The sequence below is a fragment of the Tabrizicola sp. genome, from assembly GCF_016793705.1.
GTDB lineage: Bacteria > Pseudomonadota > Alphaproteobacteria > Rhodobacterales > Rhodobacteraceae > Tabrizicola.
In genome coordinates this window covers 52602-75250 of the sequence record NZ_JAEULO010000042.1, presented here as the reverse complement: position 1 = coordinate 75250, position 22649 = coordinate 52602, and the positions used below count along the sequence as shown (strand labels likewise).

The following is a 22649-nucleotide window of genomic DNA, read 5'->3' as shown; positions in this document are numbered from 1 at the left end:
AATGATGAAGCTCAGCATCGAACGCGCCACTTTGCTCAAGGCGCTGGCGCAGGCGCAGTCGGTGGTCGAACGCCGCAACACGATCCCGATCCTGGCGAACGTGCTGATCGAGGCCGAGGGCAATCAGGTCAGCTTCCGCGCCACCGATCTGGATATCGAGGTGGTGGACCGCGCCCCCGCGATGGTGGAACGCGCCGGGGCGACCACGGTTTCGGCGGTGATGCTGCACGAGATCGTCCGCAAGCTGCCCGACGGCGCGCTGGTGAGCCTGACCGAGGATGCCGCCTCGGGCCGGCTGACCATCATGGCGGGCCGGTCGACCTTCAGCCTGGCAACGCTGCCGAAGGAAGATTTCCCGGTCATGGCGACCAGCGAGTATTCCTCGAACTTCTCGGCCAAGGCGCCGGACCTGCGGCGGTTGTTCGACAAGGCGAAATTCGCGATCTCCACCGAGGAGACGCGCTATTACCTGAACGGCGTCTACATGCACGTCAGTCAAGGCGAAGGCGGCAAGGTGCTCCGCTGCGTCGCGACCGACGGTCATCGTCTGGCCCGCATCGACGCCTCCTTGCCCGAAGGGGCGGACGGGATGCCCGGCGTGATCGTTCCCCGGAAGACCGTAGGCGAATTGCGGAAGCTTCTGGATGACGACGAGGCGACCATTGCCGTCTCGGTTTCCGAAACGAAAGTCCGCTTTGCCACTCCGGCGATCACCCTGACCTCCAAGGTCATCGACGGCACCTTCCCGGATTACACCCGCGTGATCCCGACGGGGAACACCCGCAAGCTGGAGGTCGACGCCAGCGAATTCGCCAAGGCGGTGGATCGGGTGGCGACCGTGTCCTCGGAACGCTCCCGCGCGGTGAAGCTGTCGCTGGAGGAGGATCGGCTGGTCCTGTCGGTGAATGCGCCCGACTCTGGCGCCGCCGAGGAAGAGCTTGCCGTGGCCTATGGCGATGACCGGCTGGAGATCGGCTTCAACGCGAAATACCTGCTGGAGATCGCCAGCCAGGTCGACCGCGAGAATGCGGTCTTCCTGTTCAACTCCTCGGCCGACCCCACCCTGATGCGCGAAGGCAATGACACCTCGGCGGTCTACGTCGTCATGCCGATGCGGGTCTGACGCCCTCAATCACCCGGGCTGAAAGGGAGATCCGGTGGGCGGTCTGGCGATCGAAACCCTCGCGCTCACGCATTTCCGCAGCCACCGGCTGACGCGGCTGGCTTTCGATGGCCGTCCCGTTGCCATCACCGGCCCCAACGGCGCGGGCAAGACCAACATTCTGGAAGCCGTGTCGCTGCTCTCTCCCGGCCGTGGCCTCCGCCGCGCTGCCGCCGAGGACCTCGCCCGCCGCCCCGAAGCGGTGGGGTGGAAGATCGGCGCTTCCGTTCATGGCCTGACCGCCGCGCATGAGCTGGAAACCTGGGCCGAACCCGGCGAGGCGCGGCAGGTCCGCATCGACGGCAAGGCCGTCCCGCAGGCGGGCCTTGGCCGTGTGCTGCGTGTGCTCTGGCTGGTTCCGGCGATGGACCGGCTCTGGATCGAGGCTGCCGAAGGCCGCCGCCGCTTCCTCGACCGGCTGACGCTGAGCTTCTTCCCGGAGCATGCCGAACAAACGCTCACATATGAAAAGGCGATGCGCGACCGAAACCGGCTGATCAGGGATCAGGTGTCGGATGCGCATTGGTATGCGGCCCTTGAATCGCAGATGGCCGAGGCCGGGCAGCAGATCACCACGCACCGCCGCGCCGCCATCGCCCGCATCGCCGCCGCTGCCGACCCGGCAAGCGCCTTCCCCTCTGCCGAGCTGACGCTGACGGGGCCGGAAGGAGCCGAGGAGCCGGAGAATCTCGCCCTTGCGCTTGCCGAGGGCCGCCGACGCGACATTGCCGCCGGGCGCACGCTGGTCGGACCGCATCGCGCCGATCTGCTGGCGCGTTACATCGCCAAGGACGTGCCCGCCGACCAGTGCTCGACGGGGGAGCAAAAGGCCTTGCTGATCAGCCTGATCCTCGCCAATGCCCGCGCTCTGGCGCAGGACCTGGGCCGCGCGCCGATCCTTCTTCTGGATGAAGTCGCTGCGCATCTGGACGAAGGCCGCCGCGCCGCGCTGTATGACGAAGTCTGCGCGCTCGGCGCTCAGGCCCTGATGACCGGCACCGAGGCCGACCTCTTCGCGGCCCTTGGAGGCCGGGGCCAGACCTTCACCCTGCGCGATACCGGCACCGGATCAGAGATCACGATGGAATAACCGAATGACCGTTTCCTTTCACGAACTCCTCCTCTACGCGCTTGGGATGGCAGGCCTCTGGGCGGTGCCAGGGCCGGTCTGGGTGGCTCTGATCGCCCGCGCCTTGTCCGGCGGATTTGCCGCCGCCTGGCCGCTGGCCATCGGGGTTGCCATCGGCGATCTGGTTTGGCCGCTGACCGCGATCCTGGGCCTTTCCTGGATCGAAAGCGCCTATGGCGACTTCCTGTCGATCCTGCGCTGGGTCGCCGCTGGTATCTTCCTGATCATGGGTGTCCTGCTGATCCGCAAGCCTGCCGTCCCGCTGAACGCCGACAGCCGCCTGACCCGCCCCGGCATGTGGGCGGGGTTTTCCGTCGGCGTCGCGGCGGTGATCGGCAACCCGAAGGCGATCCTGTTCTACATGGGCGCCCTGCCCGGATTCTTCACACTGGAGCGCCTGACCGCCCCCGACATCGTCGCGATCATCGCCATTTCAGCGGCGATCCCGATGGTGGGGAACCTTGGTTTGGCGCTCTTCCTCGACAGGGCGCGGCAGCTTCTGTCCAGCCCGGAAAGCGTGCATCGGCTGAACGTCGGCTCGGGAGTTCTGCTCCTCGGCGTCGGGCTTGTCATCCCCTTCCTCTGACACCAAATCTGGTGGCCAAGGGGTGACATTCCTGCCCTGAAACGCTATAAATCGCGCGCAACGACAAGGGTTCCCCACGCATGGCCGAAGCGCCCAAGAAGCCCGCCGAATACGGCGCCGATTCCATCAAGGTTCTCAAGGGGTTGGAGGCGGTTCGCAAGCGCCCCGGCATGTATATCGGCGACACCGACGATGGCTCGGGCCTGCACCATATGGTGTATGAGGTCGTCGACAACGGGATCGACGAGGCGCTGGCCGGTCACGCGACTGCCGTGGTGGTCAAGATCCACGCCGATGACAGCATTTCCGTCTTCGACAACGGTCGCGGCATCCCGGTCGACATGCACCCCGAGGAGGGCGTTTCGGCGGCCGAGGTCATCATGACCCAGCTGCACGCGGGCGGGAAGTTCAACAACACGGATGAGGGCGGCAACGCCTACAAGGTCTCGGGCGGTCTGCATGGGGTAGGCGTGTCGGTGGTCAACGCGCTGTCGGAATGGCTGGAACTGACCGTCTGGCGCAACGACACCGAATACCGCGCCCGATTCGAGGATGGCGATTGCGTGGTGCATGTCCACGAGGTCGGCCCCGCCCCCGGCAAGCGCGGGACCGAGGTGCGCTTCCTGGCTTCGGCCAAGATCAACCGGCCCGACGGCACGTTTTCCAACCTCGACTACAGCTTCAAGACACTGGAAACCCGCCTGCGCGAGCTGGCCTTCCTGAACTCGGGCGTGCGGATCATCCTGGAGGATGAACGCCATGCCGAACCGCAGAAGGTGGAGCTGTTCTACGAAGGCGGCGTGCGGGAATTCGTGAAATACATCGACCGCTCCAAGACCAGCGTGATGCCGGAACCCATCTACATGGTGGGCGAAAAGAACGGCATCGGGGTCGAGGTCGCGATGTGGTGGAACGACAGCTACCACGAAACCGTACTTCCGTTCACAAACAACATCCCGCAGCGCGACGGCGGCACGCATCTGGCCGGGTTTCGCGGCGCGCTGACCCGGACGATCACCGGCTACGCCCAGTCCTCCGGCATCGCCAAGCGCGAGAAGGTGGATTTCACCGGCGACGATGCGCGCGAGGGGCTGACCTGCGTGCTGTCGGTCAAGGTGCCGGACCCGAAGTTCTCGTCCCAGACGAAGGACAAGCTGGTGTCGTCCGAAGTTCGCCCGGCGGTCGAGAATCTGGTGAACGAGAAATTGGCCGAATGGTTCGAGGAGAACCCCGGTCCGGCCAAGATCATCGTCGGCAAGATCATCGAGGCGGCGCTGGCCCGTGAAGCCGCCCGCAAGGCGCGGGAGCTGACCCGCCGCAAGACAGCGCTGGACGTGGCCTCGCTGCCCGGCAAGCTGGCCGATTGCCAGGAACGCGATCCCTCGAAGTCGGAGCTTTTCCTGGTCGAGGGCGACAGCGCCGGAGGCAGCGCCAAGCAGGGGCGCAGCCGCGCCAATCAGGCCGTCCTGCCGTTGCGCGGCAAGATCCTGAACGTTGAGCGCGCCCGCTTCGACCGGATGCTGTCGTCGCAGGAGATCGGCACCCTCATCACCGCGCTTGGCACCGGGATCGGGCGCGACGAATTCGACATCGGCAAGCTCCGCTACCACAAGGTCGTCATCATGACTGACGCCGATGTGGACGGCGCGCATATCCGCACGCTGCTCCTCACCTTCTTCTTCCGCCAGATGCCGGAGCTGATCGAGGGCGGCTATCTCTATATCGCCCAGCCGCCGCTGTACAAAGTCGCCCGCGGCAAGTCGGAGGTCTACCTGAAGGACCAGGCGGCGCTGGACGACTATCTGGTCGAGATGGGCACCGAAGGCGCGGTGCTGCGGCTGACCGATGGCACCGAGATCGCGGGCAACGACCTCGCCCGCGTCATCGACGGCGCGCGCCAGTTCCGCCGGGTGCTGGACGCTTTCCCGACGCATTACCCGCGCGCGATCCTGGAACAGGCGGCGCTGGCCGGGGCCTTCGATCCGGGCCGCGCCGATGACGATCTGCAGGCGGTGGCCGACACGGTCGCCCGGCGCCTGAACCTGATCGCGCCGGAGTTCGAGCGCGGCTGGCAGGGCCGCATCACCCAAGACCACGGTATTCGCCTGTCCCGGATCCTTCGGGGGGTGGAGGAGCTACGGACGCTGGACGGCGCTGTCCTCCGCTCGGGTGAGGCGCGGAAGCTGAGCCAGATCGCCGGCCAATACCGCGACATCTACCGCGATCCCGCCCGTCTTGTCCGCAAGGACCGCGAGCAGCCGATCCACGGGCCCATCGACCTGTTGAAATCCATCCTGGCCGAGGGCGAGAAGGGCCTGACCCTGCAACGCTACAAGGGTCTGGGCGAGATGAACCCCGACCAGCTTTGGGAAACCACGCTCGACCCCGAGGCGCGGACGTTGTTGCAGGTCAAGGTCGACGATCTGGCCGAGGCTGACGACATCTTCTCCAAGCTGATGGGCGACGTGGTGGAGCCGCGGCGCGACTTCATCCAGCAGAACGCGCTGTCGGTGGAGCACCTGGACTTCTAGAGCCACCCCAAGGGATGCGCCGAGAACCCGTGGCAGGCCGAGCCGTCGGGGAAGTCGATCGACCAGTTCTCCGGCGTGGTCGGGCGACCTTCCAGCACCCATCGGCCCCAGCGGGCGGCGATGATGGCTTGGATGTCCTTGCGGCGGCCAAGTATTTGCAGAGCAAGGAAAAGATAGTGGTGCATGAAGGGGCTGGCGAGCACCGGCTGACCGGGGAGCGGCCCATCGTCGAGGTTCAGCGAGCGCGCGGTGATCCGGTCGGCAAGGGCCTCGGCTTCCGCCCCCTCGACCATCCCGGTCAGGATCAGCAGCGCCAAAGCCAGCTGGCTTGCCGCCTCTCCGTCCGGGCTTTCGCGCCAGCCGTCTGCCGCCCGGTGGCCCTGCAACGCCCGTGCCAACTGGCCCGCCTCTTCGGCCCAATCCGCCGTCCGCCCGACCCGCTCCGCCATCCCCGCCGCCAGCCGCAGGGCATGGAGATAGCGCAGGTTCAAGGTCAGGTTCGGCTCCGCCCGGCTCATTGGCGACCAGTCGAGGAAAAGCCTGCGCCCCGGCGGATTGCGCAGCAGACCGTCCGGCCCCTGCTGCGCCGCCATCCGCTCCAGCATCCGCATGAGCGTTCCCCAATGCCGCTGCCAGACCGCCTCCGGTTCGACGATACCGGGATGCGTCGCGCAGGCATCCATGAGTTCGACCCAGCTGAAATTGTAGTCCGTCACCGCATAGGCCGGAACCTCGCCCGGCAGGACGCTCGGCAGAAGCCCCTCGGAATCCACCCCTTCCGCCGCCATGTCGATCGTGAAAAGGAGAGGTCTGGGATCGTCCGAGATCGCCCGCAGCGCCCAATCCTGCGCCACCGCGTCGCCCAGCCAGAGGCTTGATTCCCGCCAGACCCCATCCACGAACCCGTCCTGCAAACAGGCCAGCGTCGTGCGACGGCACATCTCTGCCACGCCGTGCAGAATGCCCTCCCGTTTCGGCAGCGGCCATTCCACCACCGGCGTCACCGGCAGGCGGGCATGGAATTTGGGCGCGGGCGACACCCCGCCGCCCTCCAGCGCGAAGATCAGATAGCGGACACCGCGGGCGGTGAAGCCCTCCACCACCTGCCGGCCGGGCCGCAAGGTGAAGCGGTCGGTCGGGCGCATCCGGCAATAGGTTGCGGGGTCCGGGAGCAGCAGATCGCCGTCCCGCAGCTTCTCGGCGTAGGAGATCAGCAGACGCTCGCCTCCCGCCGCCGTCAGTTCCGCGCCGCCCAGACAGGCCCGGCTTTCGCCGAGGTCGAAGATCCAGATCGCCGAGGTCCCGCGCGGAAGCAGGGTGGGGTCGCGGCCTGGCGCAGAAAGTGAAAACACTTTTCGTAAATCGGCATGAGGGTCTTCCGACGCGGAAACCGCCGCCCCGACGCGCACTTGCCAGGGTGCATCCAGCGCATGCCTTTCCTCAAGCGGCAGGGCGGTCGCCCGGGACCGCAGGCATTGCCAGATCGGTCCCCCGGCCCCCTGTACCACCCGTGCGGCGTCCCAGGCCGACGCGTCCGTCTCCATCCAATCCTCGGCCAGGCGCAGGTCCTGATCCTCGACTCCGGTGCCGTAGATCGACACCCGATCCACCCGCGCCGCCCATGAAGTATCTCGCCGCACTTTCCAGCCGGCGCCGGTGGACAGAACCTCCTCCCCATCCACCTCCAGCCAGCCGATCAGTCCGCAAGCACCACGATGGACATAGGCGAAATGGGAATAGCCCGGCGAATAGACCTGCACCGCGATCCGGTTCATTCCGAGCTTCAGAAACCCTGTGATCCATCGTTCATCCACGGCTATGGAGGACGGCCAGGACCGCTCCGGCCCCCGCCCGACGAACGCGCCGTTGATCCAGAGCCGATACCGGCTGTCCGCGCTCAGGCGGAAGAGGGCGCGTTCGGGAATCGCGTCCAGCACAATATCCGAACGAAAATTCAGATACGCCTCATGCAGATCGAACGGATGCGCCCCGCCGATCCAGGCCACCCCGTCCGGAACGGCCAGGCCCTCGGTCAATTCAGCGTCCCGTATTGCGCCGCGAGCTTGTTCACCAGCCGATAGGCCCGAACCAGGCGCATTGGGGGAATGTCCGGCTGGATGAAATGCCCACCGTTGAAGATGAACCCGCCGCCCGGCGCGTAGATGCCGAAGCGTTCGGTGATGTATTCGTCCAGTTCCTCGCCGTCATACTTCAGCAAGCCGTCGATCACGTCGAGCGACCCGTAGATCACGATCTTGTCGCCCCATTTCGCCTTGACCTCGCGCGGGTCGATCCCGGCACTTTCTTGCACCGGGTGCCAGGACGTGTAGCCCATCTCGATGATGTCATCGACGACCTGCAGGATATAGCCGTCGGAATGCAGATTCACCGGCATTCCCCGACTGCGGGCATGCTGTACCACCCGCATCGCATAGGGCTTGATCAGCGTCCGCCAGGATTTGGGCGAGAACAACATCGTCCCGTTCGACCCCCAGTCGTCCGAGAGCGTCATCATGTCCACCCCCGCCTCGACCATCAGGTCGACCTGGACGCAAAGCCAGTCGGCGTAGCGGTCGAAGAAGGCGGCCATTAAGTCGGGGTTGCCGCCCAGGTTCATCCAGCAATTCTCGATCCCCAGGAAGGACGACGTCCCTTCCACCATCCCCCAGCAATGCGCCAGCACGCAGCGCTTGCCCTTGTGGTCGCGGATCGCGGTGGCGATATTGGTGCCTCCGAAATCGTAGTTCCAGTCGGTGAAGTTCAGCCATTTCGGATCGCGAGGGTCCTCAAGCGGAACCTCGGCGAGCTCATGAATGTCGAACCTGCGGCCGTGCTGGTTGGGGAAGGGCATCAAACCGACGAAGACGTCGATCCCGAATTCCTCGATGAACTTCTCGCGCGGGCCATAATCGGCCTCCAGCCGCTCCAGGAACTGCTTCTGGTAGAGCCAGCAGTCGATGGGCGTGCGGTCCACCGGCTTGTGGTTGATCGTGGCCATCACCCGTTCATAACCGTTCATTCCCATTCCTCCAGAAGCAGCATCCGCCGCCAGTCCTCCAACCCCACCCCGGCGACGAATTCAGAGTGGAAACCCTCCCAATGCACCTGCTCCCATTGCGGGACGATGCCCCGGATCTCTGCCGGGCATTTGCGGATCAATTCGGCATAGGCCGATTCAAGCAGCCGATAGCCGGATGTTGCCGAGACCTTGTAACGCGGATGCGGCGCAATCAGCCCGTCTTCGACCATCGCGGCGTCCAGCACGTCGGACATCTGGTGCAGCAGGTCCAGCTTCCTCTCCCAAGGGGTCGAAAGCTTGGGCGCTTCCTCGACGATGTGGGTCAGCCGCGCACCCATCCGGGGCAGGCGGTGAAACATCACGGTCAGCCATTTGTCGTAGGGGTAGTACTGGCGGTCCAGCAGGAAGGCCATCTGCACCCCCCAGCGAAGGCTCCTCGCAAAGGTCGTGCTGGCGTAAAGTTCGTTGTTCCGCAGAAGCGCCCGCTTCAGCGCATAGACCCCCATGCCGCTGAAATACCGGCACCAATGCGCCAGCCGCCGAAGCCGCACTTCCTCCGGATAATACCCCGCAAGTGCCTGACGCACCGCCGAGAACCGGCCCGAAGGGTCATGCCAGACCTCACCGGCGGTGATGTGCATCACGTCTTCCTCGGGGATCGAAAGCCATTCCGAATGGCTGTTCGGCGGATGGTCGAGGCCGATGGTCGACCGCAGGTGATGCTCCAGCGAACCGAGCGCCACGCCCCTGGTTCGGGTATACCCCTCGCGCAGCTCGCGACCGCGCCACGCGGAGGGCAGCCCCTCGGCCAGCGAGTCCTCGATCAGCGCCCCACATGCGGTCATGACCGCCGCCGGCAGAAGCACGTTCACCCGCAGCCCGAAATGATGGTCGGTGGAATACTCGTCATCCAGCCGCAGCACTTCCGACCCATAGCCGAACACCCCCGCCGCCATCTGCGCCGTCTCCTCCGGGAAGCGCGCGGCCAGGAACGGATGCACCACCTCGTCCCAGAAGGCGTGGCTTTCGTCGATGATCGAGTGCCTTGTCATCCTCCCGGCCTCCCTTCCGGTGCGGAATCATACGATGCCGGACGACGACCCCTTCACCTCCGGCCGCTCCTGCGCCACCCGGCCGCGGTAGCCCGAGGCGCGGTAGGCCGCGATGGGATCATAGGCCCCGCCCTGCCGCATCCGCGCCTCGGCCAGGATCGGCGAGACATCGGTCAGGAACCCGGCCTTCAGCGTGCGATGCGCGGCCATGACGTCATTGGCTTCCTGCGCCTCGGCCAGCGCTTTCCGGTCCACCAGCGAGGCCTGCACATAGGCCCGCGCGATCTCCACCGCGCTGCCCATCAGGCTTTCGATCGGGTCGGTCACGTTGTGGCTCTGGTCGATCATGTAGCTGGGCGCGAATCCCTTGGCCCCGCGCAGTTCCGCCTCCACCAGCTCGTTGAAGACCAGGAACAGCCGGAACGGATCGACCGAGCCGCTGTCCAGGTCGTCATCCCCATACTTCGAATCGTTGAAGTGGAACCCGGCCAACCGCCCGACATGGACCAGCCGGGCCACGATCTGCTCGATGTTCACGTTCGGCGCGTGGTGGCCGAGGTCGACGAGGCATTTCGCCTGCGGCCCCAAGGCCTGAGCCGCCATCAACGAGGAACCCCAGTCGCTGATCACCGTCGAATAGAAGGCGGGCTCGTACATCTTGTGCTCGATGAACATCGCCATCCCGGGGGGCAGCGCCGCATAGACCTCTTCCATCGCCGAAAGGTAGTTCTCGAACATCTTCGACAGGCTCTGCTGCCCGGCGAAGTTCGTCCCGTCCCCGATCCAGACCGTCAGCGCCGGGGCGCCCAGGGCCTTGCCGATCTCGATGCATTCGAGGTTGTGCGCCACCGCCTGTGCACGGATATCCGAACGGGCGTTTGCCAACGAGCCGTAGCGGTAGGACAGAGCCTGATCCGCCTGGTCCTGGAAGGTGTTGGAGTTCACCGCATCGAACCCCAGCCCATATTGCGCCGCTTCCTGCCGCAGGGCGTTGTAGTCGGACACCTTGTCCCAGGGGATGTGCGGGGAAACCGTCCGCGTCCCCCGCGTCAGCTGCTGGATCATCCCGCAATCGGCCAGCTTGTCGTGGATATTGCGCGGCTCTCCGCGTCCGGGAAAGCGGGCAAACCGCGTGCCCCCGGTGCCCACGCCCCATGTCGGCACCGCGACCGACCACGCCATCGCACGGGCCACCACGGCTTCAATATCCACCCCGCGCCGAGTAAGCTTCCGCCCCAAGGCGCCGAATTCATCCTCATGCGCCACCCGCACGGCCTCGTTCAGCGACCCGACAAGATCCTCGGAAATCAGCATCCCCGCCCCCTCAGCGCGTAAAGGACACGGCGTTGCCCGCGTCCACGTTCAGGAAATTGCCCGTCGACTTGGCCGACAGGTCCGAGGCAAAGAAATACACCGCCTCTGCGATGTCCTCGGGGAAGACCGACCGCTGCAACAGACTGCGCTTGCGGTAATGCTCCTCCAGCTCGGAAACCGCGATCTTGTTCGAGGCTGCGCGCTGCTCGCTCCACTCACCCTTCCAGATCTTCGACCCCCGCAGCACCGCATCGGGGTTCACCACGTTGACCCTTATCCCCAAGGGCGCGCCTTCCAGCGCCATGCAGCGCGCCAGGTGGATTTCCGCCGCCTTCGCGGTGCAGTAGGCCGAAGCGCCGGGTGAGGCCGCGACCCCGTTCTTCGACGAGATGAACACCATAGAGCCGCCGATCCCCTGCGCCTTCAGGATGCGATAGCCCTCGCGACCGACCAGGAAATAGCCGGTCGACAGGATGTCCATCGTCTTGTTCCACATCGCCAACGTCGTGTCCTCGACCGGCGCGGCGCTGGTGATTCCGGCATTGTTCACCAGCACGTCCAGCCCGCCATACTCGGCCACGGTGTATTCCACCGCCGCGATCACCGCCGCCTCGGAGGTCACGTCCATCAGGACGCCCCGCACCATGTCGCGGCCATAGCGCTTGCCGAAGCCCTCCACGACCTCATCCAGCGCCGTCTGGTCGATGTCGGCCAGGACCACGTTGCAGCCCTCGCGCAGCAGGCGTTCGGCGCTTGCCGACCCGATCCCGCCCGCGCCGCCGGTGATGAAGGCCACGCGGCCTGCCATCGGTTTCGGCTTCGGCATCCGCTGGAGCTTGGCCTCTTCCAGCAGCCAGTATTCGATGTCGAAGGCCTCCTGCTCCGGCAGGCCCTGATACTTCGAGACACCCGAGGCCCCCCGCATCACGTTGATCGCGTTGACGTAGAACTCCGCCGAAATCCGCGCCGTCGCCTTGTCCTTGGCGAAGGACAGCATCCCGACGCCCGGCACCAGGTAGATCACCGCGTTCGGGTCGCGCATCGCGGGGGAGTTTGGGCGTTTGCAGCGGTCGTAGTACGCGGCATAGTCCGCCCGATACCCCGCGATAAGCCCGTCCAACGCCGCAGCATCAGCATCGGCGGGCACCACCAGCGGCTTGATCTTCGTCCGCAGGAAGTGGTCGGGACAGGAGGTCCCCATCGGCGCCAGGTCGGCAAGCGAACGGGAGTTCACGAATTCCAGCACCTCCGGCGCATCGGTGAAATGCCCCACCATATGCGCGCCCGCCGAAATCCGCCCCCGGATCAGGGGCATCAGCCGCCGTGCCGTCGCCTTCCGGTCATCGGCAGCCATCGCCGAAACCTTCTCACCCCCGAACACCGGGCGCTTGACGTTCGCATCCAGCCAGACTGCGGCCTTGTTGATCATCTCCAGCGTCAGCAGGTAGCAGTCCTTCGCCGTCCCCGCCCAGGTGAAGAGCCCATGCTGTCCCAGCACCACGCCCTTCAGCTTCGGGTTCTCCTCCGCCATCCGGCCCAGCTTGATCCCGAGGTCGATCCCCGGCCGCTGCCAGGGCAGATAGCCCAGCTCTCCGCCGAAGATTTCCTCGGTCAGCCGCACCTGATCGGCGCTGGCCGCAATCGCGATCACAGCGTCGGAATGCACATGGTCCACATGGGTGTAAGGCACGAACCCATGCAACCAGGTATCAATGGAAGGCGCGCGGGGGTTCAGGTTGAAGATCGTGTGCCCCAGTGCCTCGACCATCGCGTCTTCCTGGTCGAGCCCGCGGTACTGCGCCCGAAGCTGCATCAGCCTGGACATATACAGCGTCGCGAACCCGTCCAGCTTCATCGACCCGATGTCCCCGCCCGAGCCCTTGACCCACAAGACCTCCACCGGCTCCCCGCTCAGCGGATCGCTCGCGCTGATCTTGGCGCTGGTATTCCCCCCCCCGAAATTGGTGATTCGCAGATCCGACCCCAGCAAGTTCGACCGATAGAGCAGCTTGCCCGGCTCATCCAATGCGGCGGCGTAAGCGTCGTCCCACAGGGACTTTAGGGTGATTTCCTGGGTCATCGGTCCGACTTTGGCTGAAAGGATTTTGTCCCAAGGATAGGTGTGAAACGATCACAGTCAATCAAGAATGCGCATTCTGCGTCGCAGAGAATCTTCCGCAATGCAGCATTGCGATTGTTTGTTGACGGATATGAGCGATTCTGACAGCCTTCCGGTCATGATGCACGAACGCGAAAGATGGCAGCTGATCCTGACCCGCCTGCGGGACAAGGGGATCGTTCGCGTCGCCGATCTGGTCGGCGTGACCGGCGCCTCGGTCGCCACCCTGCGCCGCGACCTGGCGAAGCTTGAAGACTCCGGCCAGTTGAGGCGCGTCCACGGCGGCGCAGAATCGGTCGCCTCCGGCCAGACGCCCCTCACCGCACCCTCCTTCGACGCCAGCCAGACGCTGAACGCCGACCTGAAGCAGGCCGTCGCCCAAGGCGCCGCCAACCTCTGCCAGGACGGCGACTCGATCATCCTCAATGCGGGCTCGACGACCTGGTTCCTCGCGCAATGCCTGCGCCGGCACCGGATGCAGGTCCTGACCAACTCCTTCCCCATCGCGCAGGAGCTGATCGCCCATTCGGCAAACCGCGTCGTCCTGCCGGGCGGCGAGCTTTACCGCGAGGCCGGAATCATCCTTTCCCCCTTCGACGAGGACGCGATCCAGCATTTCGCCGCCTCGAAGATGTTCATGTCCTGCTATTCGATCACCCCCCTTGGCGTGATCGAAAGCGACCCGCTGATCGCCCGGGCCGAGGCGAAGCTCCTCAGCCGCACCGAGAAGCTGATCGTCGTCGCCGACAGCACCAAGTTCGAGGCGCGCGGCAACATGGTTGTCTGCCCGCTGGCCCGGGTGACGACGCTCGTCACCGACACCGGCGCGCCGCCGCACATGCTGGATCATCTCCGCCAACAGGGCGTGGAGGTGTTCCTGATCGACCCGAAGGAAGCCAAGGTCCTGACCGCAGCCTGAGGAGGGGGCGGCAGGAGAAACATAACGGGAGGAGACGAAAAGATGATGATGAAGCTGACCGGCCTTGCCCTTGCGGCTGGCCTTGCCACCCTGATGGGCTCGACCGCGATGGCCGACCCCGTCACCGCGACCCCCGGCCAGGAAGTGAACGCAGTCCTCTTGCCGAAGTTCCTCGGCATCCTGCCCTTCGACCAGGCCAACCGCGGCGCGCAGGAAGCCGCTGCCGAGCTTGGCTCGACCGGCAAGCTGGAGTTCATCGGCCCCACGCCCGAAAACTCCGCCGCCGGGCAGATCGAGATGCTGACCACCGCGACCACGCAGAAGCAGCATGTCGTGATGCTATCGAACAACGCGGGCGACCAGATCGCCCCCGCCGCCGAAGCCGCCGCCGCGGCGGGCACCAAGGTCGTGACCTGGGACAGCCCGATCCCGAACGGCGCCGGCGAGGCCTTCTTCGTGGCCCAGGTCGACTTCGGCTCGATCGGCACCGTGATGGCCGACATGGCTTATGACCTTGCCGGAGGCGCGGGCGAATTCGCCGTGCTGTCCGCCAGCCCGGATGCCGCGAACCAGAACGCCTGGATCGACGCGATGAAGAAGGTCCTGGCCGAAGACGCCAAGTACAAGGACCTGAAGCTGGTCGACGTGGTCTACGGCAACGACCAGTCCGAGGAGAGCTACAATAAGGCCCTCGGCCTCGTCGACAAATACCCTGACCTCAAGGTCATCATGGCCCCCACCACCGTCGGCATCGTCGCCGCTGCCAAGGCAATGCAGGACGAGGGGCTGTGCGAGAAAGTCAAGGTCTCGGGCCTCGGTCTGCCCGCCGAGATGGTCAGCTACTCGCTGAACGGCTGCGCCCCGCAGTTTGCCCTGTGGAGCTTCGTCGACCTTGGCTACCTGACCTACCAGGCGTCCTATGCGCTCGCCACCGGGGCGATCAAGGGCGAAGTCGGCGAGGAATTCACCGCCGGCCGCATGGGCACCTTCAAGATCGAGGAAGATCCGGGCCGCGCCGGTGCCAAGCGTATCCTGATGGGGCCGTTCACGGTCTACACCAAGGACAACGTCGAAGCCGCTGCGAACTGAGGCCGCTTCCCGTTCGGGGCCGCACGCTCCCGCGGCCCCGGTCCGTTCCTCTCACGCCAGACGCAAGTCTAAGAATTTTTTATAAAATTCTTAGACTTGCCCCTTCCCGATGGACTCCCGCCCGTGACCCAGCCAGTCCTGGAACTTCAAGGCCTGTCCAAGTCCTTCGCCGCCACCCAGGCGCTGAAGGACATGAGCCTGTCGGTCCTGCCGGGCGAGGTCCATGCCATCGTCGGCGAAAACGGCGCGGGGAAATCCACGCTGATCAAGATCATGACCGGCGTCCACCAGCCCGACACCGGCACGATCCGGGTCGAGGGCCAGCCCGTCACCCTGCGCTCGACCGAGGCCGCGCAAGAGGCCGGGATCGCCGCGATCTACCAGGAACCGATGGTCTTCCCTGACCTGAACGTCGCCGAGAACATCTTCATTTCGAACCGCGCCAAGGGCCGGATCATGCGCTGGTCCGAGATCTATCGCGAGGCGGAGGCGCTGATCGCCCCCCTTGGCGTGAAACTCGACGTCCGCCGCGCCGCCTCGGGCCTGACGCTGGCCGAACAGCAGACAGTGGAGATCGCCCGGGCGTTGTCCCTGAAGGTCAAGGTCCTGATCATGGACGAACCGACCGCCAGCCTTTCCGCCCATGAGGTCGCCCGCCTTCTGGACATCGCCCGCGCGCTGAAGGCGCAGGGGGTGGCGGTGATCTACATCTCCCATCGCCTCGACGAGATCTTCCGCATCGCCGACCGCGTCACCGTGATCCGCGACGGCCAGCACATCTCCACCAAACCCATCGCCGACGTCACCGAAGACGGCCTCGTCAAGGACATGGTCGGCCGCGCGCTCGAAAGCTTCGCCGTCAAGACCGCCGCCAATCCGCATGGCGAGACGCTGCTCTCGGTCCGTGATCTTGGCTGTGCAGGCGTCTTCAAAGATATCAGCTTCGACCTGCACAAGGGCGAAGTCCTGTGCCTCGCAGGTCTCGTCGGCGCGCGCCGCACCGATGTTGCCCTCTCCCTCTTCGGCATTGTCCCTGCGACGGAAGGGATCATTAATCTCGCCGGCCATGATGTCCGCATTGCGACCCCGCAACAGGCGATGGATCTCGGGATCGCCTATGTGTCGGAAGATCGCCGCAAGCTCGGCCTCGCCATGCCGCTGTCGATCTTCGCCAACATCTCGTTGGCCAGTCTCAAGAAACTCCTCAAACCCTTCGGCCTCATCGACGCCCGCGCCGAGGCCGCAATGGCCGAGACCTACCGCAAGCGCCTCGCCATCCGCTCGCCCGACAGCCTGATCGAGGTCGGCAAGCTCTCCGGCGGCAACCAGCAGAAGGTGATGCTGGCGAAATGGCTGGAGACGAAGCCCAAGGTCCTGATCTTCGACGAACCCACCCGCGGCATCGACGTCGGCGCCAAGGCCGAAGTCCACGCCATCATCCGCCAACTCGCCAGCGAGGGCGTCGCCATCCTCGTCATCTCCTCCGACCTGCCCGAGGTGCTGGCGCTGGCCGACCGTGTCCTCGTGATGCGCGAGGGCCGCCAGGCCGGAATCCTCCCCATCGAACAAGCCACGCAAGAGCGCGTCATCGCAATGGCCGCCGGGCAGGCCAGCATAGAGCGACCCGCCGCATGACCATGCCTCCCTCTCATATGCTTTCATCTGGCACCAAATATCCCCGCCGGAGGCATTCCGAGCGTTCTTGTGCGTCCTTCACGCACGAGACCGCGAGACAAAAGGACTTCGCGCGGAACGCGCTCCTTACAATAGACGCCCCAACCCGCGCGACGGGAGGCCAGGAATGACCACCCTCCTCACCCGCGCCTCGCCGCAGACCCTGCGCCTCCTCGCCCTCGGCCTCGCGCTCCTGGCCACGGTACTGTTCTTCGCCACCCAGATCGAGGGCTACCTCTCCCCCCGCATGTTCACCCGGATCTCGACCTCCGCCGCCGTCGTGCTGCCCATCGCCGTCGGCCAGGCCATCGTGATCATGACCCGCAACATCGACCTCTCCGCCGGTTCGGTGATGGGCGTCACCGCCTACATGACCGGGCAGCTTCTGGGCGCCATGCCCGATCTGCACCCCGTCCTCGCCGTCCTCTTCTGCATGGCGCTTGGGGCCGCTTTCGGCGCGCTGAATGGCATCATCATCGCCTTCGGCCGCGTCCCTTCCATCATCGTCACCCTCGGCACGCTGGCGCTCTATCGCAGCTTCCTCGTCGAATGGTCCGACGCCAGGACCATCACCACCGCCAGCCTGCCGCAATGGCTGGTCGACCTGCCCTCGGCCAACGCCTTCTCCCTCGGCCCCATCGACATCCGCGTCACCGTCCTCCTCGCCTTGGCCGCCTGCTTCGTCACCGGCCTCGCGCTGACCTTCTACCGCCCTGCCCGGCGCTTCTACGCCGTCGGCTCCAACCCCGATGCCGCCGTCATGGCCGGGATCAACGCCCGCCGCGTGGTCCTTACCGCCTTCATCCTCTCCGGCGCCTTCGCCGGCCTCTCCGGCTTCCTTTTCCTCGCCAAGTTCGGCAACATCACCGTCGTCGCGGGCATGGGGTTCGAGCTGAAGTCCATCGCCGCCGTGGTCGTGGGCGGGGTCTCGATCATGGGCGGCTCCGGCTCGATGATCGGCGTCCTGATCGGCGCGCTCCTCGTCGACACCATCGACAACTCGCTCACCCGCTGGGCCGTGGTCAGCGAATTCTGGCGCGACGCGCTCCTCGGTGGCCTGATCATGGCCGCCGTCACCCTCGACACGCTCGCCAACCGCCAGCTGGCCCGGCTGAGGAAAGGGGGAACGCAGTGACCAAATTCCTCACCCCCTGGGAAACCGGCCTCCTCGCCGTCTTCCTCGCCACCCTCGCGCTCAACGCCGGTTTCGCGCCCGAATTCCTGACGGTGCAGAACCAGATCAACCTGTTCCAGCTCTCCATCGAGAAGATCATCGTCGCGCTGGTCATGACCCTCGTCATCCTCAACGCCGAGATCGACCTCTCCGTCGCCTCGATCATGGGCCTCTCCGCAGCCCTCTTAGGCTATCTTGTGAACGCAGGTACGCCGGGCGGGTTCGCCATCCTCATCTGCCTCGCCGCCGGCCTGATCGCCGGAGCCGTCAACGCCATTCTCATCGCCCGTGTCGGCATTCCCTCGCTGGTCGTCACGCTGGCGATGCTGATCGGCTTCCGCGGCCTCGCGCGCGTGCTGGTCAAGGACAACTCCCTTGGCAACTTCCCGCAATGGTTCACCGACCTCGGCCAGAAGGGCCTGATCGGCCCGATCCCGCTCTCCATCCTCCTCTTCTTCGTCCTCCTGATCCTCCTCGGAACGGTGCTCCACCGCTCCGGCTTCGGCCGACAGGTCATCGTCATCGGCACCAATGCCGAGGTCGCCCGCTTCTCCGGCCTGAACGTCGCCCGCATCAAGACCACCCTCTTCCTCCTCTCCGCGCTGATCTCCGCCCTCTGCGGCCTCCTCTACGCCGCCCGCCTCGGCTCGGTCCGTGGCGACACCGCCTTCGGGTTCGAGCTGGACATCATCACGATGGTCCTCCTCGGCGGAGTCTCGATCTTCGGCGGCAAGGGCAGCATGGTGGGCGTCTTCCTCTCGATCCTGATCATCCTGAACCTGCGGAACGGCATGGGCCTGATGAACATCACCGGCCATATGCAGACAGGGGTGATCGGCATCCTGCTGATCGCCTCGGTCCTGCTGCCGAACCTCCTGAGCGACCTCCGCGCCCGCCGCAGAAAGGAAGCGTAATGCAACGCCACGCCTTCAAGATGCGCCTCAACCCCGGCATGGAGGCCGAATACACTCGCCGCCATGACGAAATCTGGCCGGAGCTGGTGCAGCTTCTGATGGATACCGGCATCTCGAACTACTCAATCCACCTCGATCGCGAGACGATGACCCTCTTCGGCTACCTCGAACGCCGCGACGATCATGCGATGGACGACCTGCCCAACCACCCGGTGATGCGGCGTTGGTGGGCCTTCATGGGCGACATCATGGCCACCAACCCCGATGGCTCCCCGGTGGCGATTCCGCTGACGGAAACCTTCCACCTGCCCTGACTGCTCCTCGTGCGCTTCGCCTCCTCCTCGCTTGCGACGAGAAGCGAAGCGCACGAGGAGCAGTCACCACCGCGCCACCGCCTCCCGCCACGCGCCGACATAGCCGGTCCACAGCGGATCACTCTCTGGCTCAACCTCCAGACCCTTCGGCCCTTCAACCGCCAAAGGCCCCGCCAACAACGCCGCTCCCAGTCCCGTCCCCGCCCCTTGTCCTGCCCCCCGCACGACCCGACCTGTCGCCGTCGCCAGCATCCGCAGGAAAGCCGCATTCCCGCCGAACGACCCCTCCACGATCAGCGGACCCTCGGCTCCCGCCAGATCCAGACACTCCGCTCCCATCAACGCCGCATAGAAGGACGCCGCCGCCATCCGCGCGCCGCCCTCAGGCTCGCCCCCGATCCAGCCGAAGCGCTTGCCCGGAAATGGCCCCGTCTCGGGGTGCAGAGACGGCATCGCCATCACCCGCCGCTCCAGCACGCCAAGCAGATCACCCTCGGACGGTTCCACGATCCGCCCACCCATGACCTCCTCCATCTCGCGCCCGCCCATGAACCGCGCCGTCGGCACCGGCTGGCCCAGAGCGTTCACGTTCACCAGCACATCCCGCGCGGGGTCCAGCTCGACTACCCGCCCGCCCAAGGCCATCACGATCATCCAGGTCCCGGTCGAGATCACCCCGCAGGGCGCCTTGGCCAGATGCGGCACCAGGGATGCGTTGGAATCGTGGATACCGCACAGCACCGGCGTCCCGACAGGCAATCCTGTTGCCGCCGCCACCTCGGGCAGGATCGGCCCCAGCACTTCCGCTGCCTTGCGGACCGGGGGGAACAGCCCCTCCCAGCCCAGCCGCGAAACCAATGACGAAAGCCGCCCCTCCCAGGGGTTCCACAGATCGGTATGACAGCCCAAGGAGGTCGCCTCGCTCGCCGCCACGCCCGACAGCCGGAACGACCAGTATTGCGCCAGCATCAGCACATGCCGGGCCCTGGAAAAATCTGCCGCAAAGGCCCGGGACAGCCAGAACAGTTGCGCCCCGACATTCAGTCCGACCGGCAGCCGGGGCGATCCCGTCTCGGCAAAACCTGGCCGCACAGCGTCATAACCGGCGGCAACCGAGTCTGGTCCGTCATGCTCGTAGTCCAGCATCGGCAGCGCCAACCCGCCGTCCGCATCGATCAGCACACAGGCCGCCCCATGCGTGGTGATCGAAACCGCATCCACCCCGCGCGCCGCGGCCAGTTTCAGACCGGACAGCGCAAACTGCCACAGCATCTCCATGTCATGATGTGGAAAGGCTCCGCTCCTGACCACCGCATTCGGCACCCGCGCCAGCACCTCCTCGGCACCCGTAGCCAGGTCCGCGACCAGCAGCTTGGCATTGGTCTTGCCGATGTCCAGAACCGCGATCCGCCGCATAAGAGCCGCCCTCCGCCCACGTTTGCGGATAGCCTATCCGATTGATTTCAGTGCGGGAAGCAAAGGATGGGCGGGAAGCAAAGGATGGTGACCCCGGATGGATTCGAACCATCGACCTGCCGCTTAGGAGGCGGCCGCTCTATCCCCTGAGCTACGGGGCCCCGTGGCGGAACCTGCGCCCGTCATGCGACGAAACGCAGCCCATTTCAACCATCCGCAAAAGAAAAGGGGAGGCAAGTTTGGCCCACTACCTCCCCCTTGGTCCGTCGCATCCAGTTTGAGAGCTTGCAGGACACGCCAGATATGGCCAGCACTTGTGGCTGTTAGCGGTAACAGTAGCAGGTGAAACCGGCTTGGACAAGCCTTCTCTTTGACGCTAACAAAGGGGAACCGATGAATTCCGGACAAGCGCCTTGACCAAACCCACGCCCGACCCGCGCCACACCCTCACCCTTCGCGACGTGTCCGAGGCGTCCGGGGTCAGCGAAATGACGGTCAGCCGGGTGTTGCGCAACCGGGGCGATGTCTCCGCCCCCACGCGCGAAAAGGTGCTGGAGGCCGCCCGCGCGCTTGGCTACGTCCCGAACAAGATCGCCGGTGCGCTGGCCTCCCAACGCGTCAATCTGGTCGGAGTGGTGATCCCTTCGTTGTCGAACATGGTCTTCCCGGAAGTGATGACCGGCATTTCCGAAACGCTGGAAGGCACCGGCCTGCAACCCGTGGTCGGCGTCACCAACTACCTGCCCGACCGGGAAGAGTCGGTGATCTACGAAATGCTCAGCTGGCGCCCATCGGGCATGATCATCGCCGGGCTCGAACATTCGACCGCCTCCCGCGCCATGCTGGCCCGCGCGGGCATCCCCATCGTCGAAATCATGGACATCGACGGCACGCCGATCAACCACGCCGTCGGCATTTCCCACCGCCGCGCCGGGCGCCAGATGGCCGAGGCGATCATCGCCGCGGGCTATCGCCGCATCGCCTTTCTCGGCACCCAGATGCCGAACGACTTCCGAGCCAAGAAGCGGCTGGAAGGCTTCGAAGAGGCGCTGTCCAAGGCGGGACTCACCCTCGTCGACCGCGAATACTATTCCGGCGGCTCGGCGCTCCTGAAGGGCCGCGAGATGACGGCGGCGGTGCTGAACCGGACGCCGGACGTCGATTTCCTGTATTATTCCAACGACATGATCGGGGCAGGGGGCCTGCTCTACTGCCTTGCCCAGGGCCTCGACGTCCCCGGCCGCATCGGCCTTGCCGGGTTCAACGGCGTGGAACTGCTGGACGGTTTGCCCCGCAAGCTTGCGACGATGGACGCCTGCCGGCTGGAGATCGGCAAGATGGCCGCGAAGATCATCGCCGAAGCGCCTGCGGGCCCACAGGTCGAGGAACTGTTCCCGACGCTGGAGGCAGGGGATACGATCCGTCGTTCGTAGGGTGCGTTACAGCACACCAGCACGCATCCTTACCGCCCGGTTAACGCCCGCAGCCAACCCATTGAGATCACGGGTCTCGCCTTCCTTGTCCTGCGTGGACAGCCAACTCCTCCCACACGATCCCCGCCCGCCGCTGCAACTCCGGCACGGCCCTTGGGTGCCCAAGGAAGCCATCGACCGGCATCAGCTCCCAGCCTTGCCCCTCGTCGCCGAAGCGGATCCGGCCGATGTCCGCGCGGGTCAGCCAGCCACCGAAGAAGACCGATTGCCGCCCCGGCTCGACCATCGACGGAAACACGCGCCGCCAGACCAGCCGGTCGGGCGAAAGCCGCAGTCCGAACTCCTCGTGAAGCTCACGCAGAAGGCAGTCCTCCGGCCCCTCGTCGCCCTCGCGCCCGCCGCCGGGCAGGTCCCAGAGCCCTGGCCAGCGCAGGTCCGGCTTCTCGTCGCGGAGATAGCTGAGGATGGCAGCCCCGCAGAACAGCGCCGCCTTGGCCCCGGTGAAGTCCACGCCGTGAAGCCTCAGGGTTTGTCGTTGATGTCGCGGTCCCAGATCTTCACCTGACCCTCGCGCACCCCCATCGTCCGGCGCAGGACCAGCCAGGCCACCACCGAGACCACCGCGAAGACCAGGATCAGTGCGGCGGGCCCGGCGGGGATGCCGATCCCGACCAGCACCCCGGTCACGACCGCCCCGATGGCGAAGCCGAGGAAGATGAAACCGGGCGCCAGGACTTCCAGCACGCCCAGGGCGAAGCCCAGGATCACCCAGGCCCACCAGGTTCCGGTCAGTGTCGCCAGCAT

The 22649-nt window shown here is 65.7% G+C and carries 19 protein-coding genes and 1 tRNA gene; 11 read left to right on the top strand and 9 right to left on the bottom strand.

The window, feature by feature from the left end; genetic code table 11:
• The first annotated feature begins 4 nt into the window (after window positions 1-4).
• From dnaN to gyrB, 4 genes are all read left to right on the top strand, one after another.
• Window positions 5-1123 carry a DNA polymerase III subunit beta gene (gene dnaN, locus JNJ68_RS11705; RefSeq protein WP_294982554.1) on the top strand — a complete coding sequence of 373 codons (1119 nt, stop codon included), beginning with the start codon at window positions 5-7 and terminating at the stop codon, window positions 1121-1123.
• Window positions 1124-1157: 34 nt separating this feature from the next.
• On the top strand, window positions 1158-2252 hold the full coding sequence (recF, locus tag JNJ68_RS11700) for a DNA replication/repair protein RecF (protein WP_294982553.1): 1095 nt from the start codon (window positions 1158-1160) through the stop codon (window positions 2250-2252).
• Window positions 2253-2256: 4 nt separating this feature from the next.
• Window positions 2257-2877, top strand: coding sequence for a LysE family translocator (locus JNJ68_RS11695; RefSeq protein ID WP_294982552.1), 621 nt, complete (start codon window positions 2257-2259; stop codon window positions 2875-2877).
• A gap of 80 nt (window positions 2878-2957) precedes the next feature.
• The gene (gene gyrB / locus JNJ68_RS11690) at window positions 2958-5408 is read left to right on the top strand and encodes a DNA topoisomerase (ATP-hydrolyzing) subunit B (RefSeq protein ID WP_294982551.1); all 2451 of its coding nucleotides are present in this window, start codon (window positions 2958-2960) and stop codon (window positions 5406-5408) included.
• Here gyrB and JNJ68_RS11685 read toward each other — a convergent pair.
• The 5 genes from JNJ68_RS11685 to JNJ68_RS11665 are packed head-to-tail and all read right to left on the bottom strand — an operon-like array spanning window position 5405 to window position 12873.
• A complete protein-coding gene (locus tag JNJ68_RS11685) occupies window positions 5405-7444 on the bottom strand; it encodes a hypothetical protein (protein ID WP_294982550.1) in 2040 nt (679 codons plus the stop codon). The two genes, gyrB and JNJ68_RS11685, sit on opposite strands and share 4 nt — an antisense overlap.
• Window positions 7441-8427 carry a uroporphyrinogen decarboxylase family protein gene (locus tag JNJ68_RS11680; protein ID WP_294982549.1) on the bottom strand — a complete coding sequence of 329 codons (987 nt, stop codon included), beginning with the start codon at window positions 8425-8427 and terminating at the stop codon, window positions 7441-7443. The genes JNJ68_RS11685 and JNJ68_RS11680 overlap by 4 nt, the downstream gene beginning before the upstream one ends.
• Complete coding sequence (locus JNJ68_RS11675) at window positions 8424-9479, bottom strand: DUF4037 domain-containing protein (protein ID WP_294982548.1); 1056 nt, start codon at window positions 9477-9479, stop codon at window positions 8424-8426. The genes JNJ68_RS11680 and JNJ68_RS11675 overlap by 4 nt, the downstream gene beginning before the upstream one ends.
• A 27-nt stretch (window positions 9480-9506) precedes the next feature.
• Entirely contained in the window at window positions 9507-10793 is a 1287-nt protein-coding gene (rhaI, locus tag JNJ68_RS11670) for an L-rhamnose catabolism isomerase (protein WP_294982547.1), read from the bottom strand.
• A 10-nt stretch (window positions 10794-10803) separates the two neighbouring features.
• Window positions 10804-12873 carry a bifunctional rhamnulose-1-phosphate aldolase/short-chain dehydrogenase gene (locus tag JNJ68_RS11665; protein WP_294982546.1) on the bottom strand — a complete coding sequence of 690 codons (2070 nt, stop codon included), beginning with the start codon at window positions 12871-12873 and terminating at the stop codon, window positions 10804-10806.
• Window positions 12874-13003: 130 nt separating this feature from the next.
• On the opposite strand from JNJ68_RS11665, the gene JNJ68_RS11660 reads away from it, so the two are divergent.
• The 6 genes from JNJ68_RS11660 to rhaM all read left to right on the top strand — a co-directional run bounded on the left by JNJ68_RS11660 (window position 13004) and on the right by rhaM (window position 18996).
• The gene (locus JNJ68_RS11660; protein ID WP_294982545.1) at window positions 13004-13831 is read left to right on the top strand and encodes a DeoR/GlpR family DNA-binding transcription regulator; all 828 of its coding nucleotides are present in this window, start codon (window positions 13004-13006) and stop codon (window positions 13829-13831) included.
• 42 nt (window positions 13832-13873) lie between these two features.
• Window positions 13874-14920, top strand: coding sequence for a rhamnose ABC transporter substrate-binding protein (locus JNJ68_RS11655; protein ID WP_294982544.1), 1047 nt, complete (start codon window positions 13874-13876; stop codon window positions 14918-14920).
• Between the two features lie 123 nt (window positions 14921-15043).
• Window positions 15044-16555 carry a sugar ABC transporter ATP-binding protein gene (locus JNJ68_RS11650; RefSeq protein ID WP_294982543.1) on the top strand — a complete coding sequence of 504 codons (1512 nt, stop codon included), beginning with the start codon at window positions 15044-15046 and terminating at the stop codon, window positions 16553-16555.
• A gap of 166 nt (window positions 16556-16721) precedes the next feature.
• On the top strand, window positions 16722-17729 hold the full coding sequence (locus tag JNJ68_RS11645) for an ABC transporter permease (RefSeq protein WP_294982542.1): 1008 nt from the start codon (window positions 16722-16724) through the stop codon (window positions 17727-17729).
• Window positions 17726-18682: an ABC transporter permease gene (locus JNJ68_RS11640; protein WP_294982541.1), complete on the top strand. Its 957-nt coding sequence runs from the start codon at window positions 17726-17728 to the stop codon at window positions 18680-18682. The genes JNJ68_RS11645 and JNJ68_RS11640 overlap by 4 nt, the downstream gene beginning before the upstream one ends.
• Window positions 18682-18996 (top strand): L-rhamnose mutarotase, encoded by a 315-nt coding sequence (gene rhaM, locus JNJ68_RS11635; protein WP_294982540.1) that lies wholly within the window; start codon window positions 18682-18684, stop codon window positions 18994-18996. Before JNJ68_RS11640 ends, rhaM begins: the two co-directional genes overlap by 1 nt.
• A gap of 63 nt (window positions 18997-19059) precedes the next feature.
• On the opposite strand, the gene JNJ68_RS11630 is transcribed toward rhaM, so the two are convergent.
• Together JNJ68_RS11630 and JNJ68_RS11625 are read right to left on the bottom strand one after the other, a co-directional pair.
• Window positions 19060-20412, bottom strand: a complete 1353-nt coding sequence (locus JNJ68_RS11630; protein ID WP_294982539.1) for an FGGY-family carbohydrate kinase — start codon at window positions 20410-20412, stop codon at window positions 19060-19062.
• An 85-nt stretch (window positions 20413-20497) separates the two neighbouring features.
• Window positions 20498-20573, bottom strand: a tRNA-Arg gene (locus tag JNJ68_RS11625).
• Window positions 20574-20825: 252 nt separating this feature from the next.
• On the opposite strand from JNJ68_RS11625, the gene JNJ68_RS11620 reads away from it, so the two are divergent.
• Entirely contained in the window at window positions 20826-21845 is a 1020-nt protein-coding gene (locus tag JNJ68_RS11620; protein WP_294982538.1) for a LacI family DNA-binding transcriptional regulator, read from the top strand.
• Window positions 21846-21912: 67 nt separating this feature from the next.
• On the opposite strand, the gene JNJ68_RS11615 is transcribed toward JNJ68_RS11620, so the two are convergent.
• Window positions 21913-22356 carry an NUDIX hydrolase gene (locus JNJ68_RS11615; RefSeq protein WP_294982537.1) on the bottom strand — a complete coding sequence of 148 codons (444 nt, stop codon included), beginning with the start codon at window positions 22354-22356 and terminating at the stop codon, window positions 21913-21915.
• An 11-nt stretch (window positions 22357-22367) separates the two neighbouring features.
• On the bottom strand, window positions 22368-22649 hold the full coding sequence (locus JNJ68_RS11610) for a hypothetical protein (protein WP_294982536.1): 282 nt from the start codon (window positions 22647-22649) through the stop codon (window positions 22368-22370).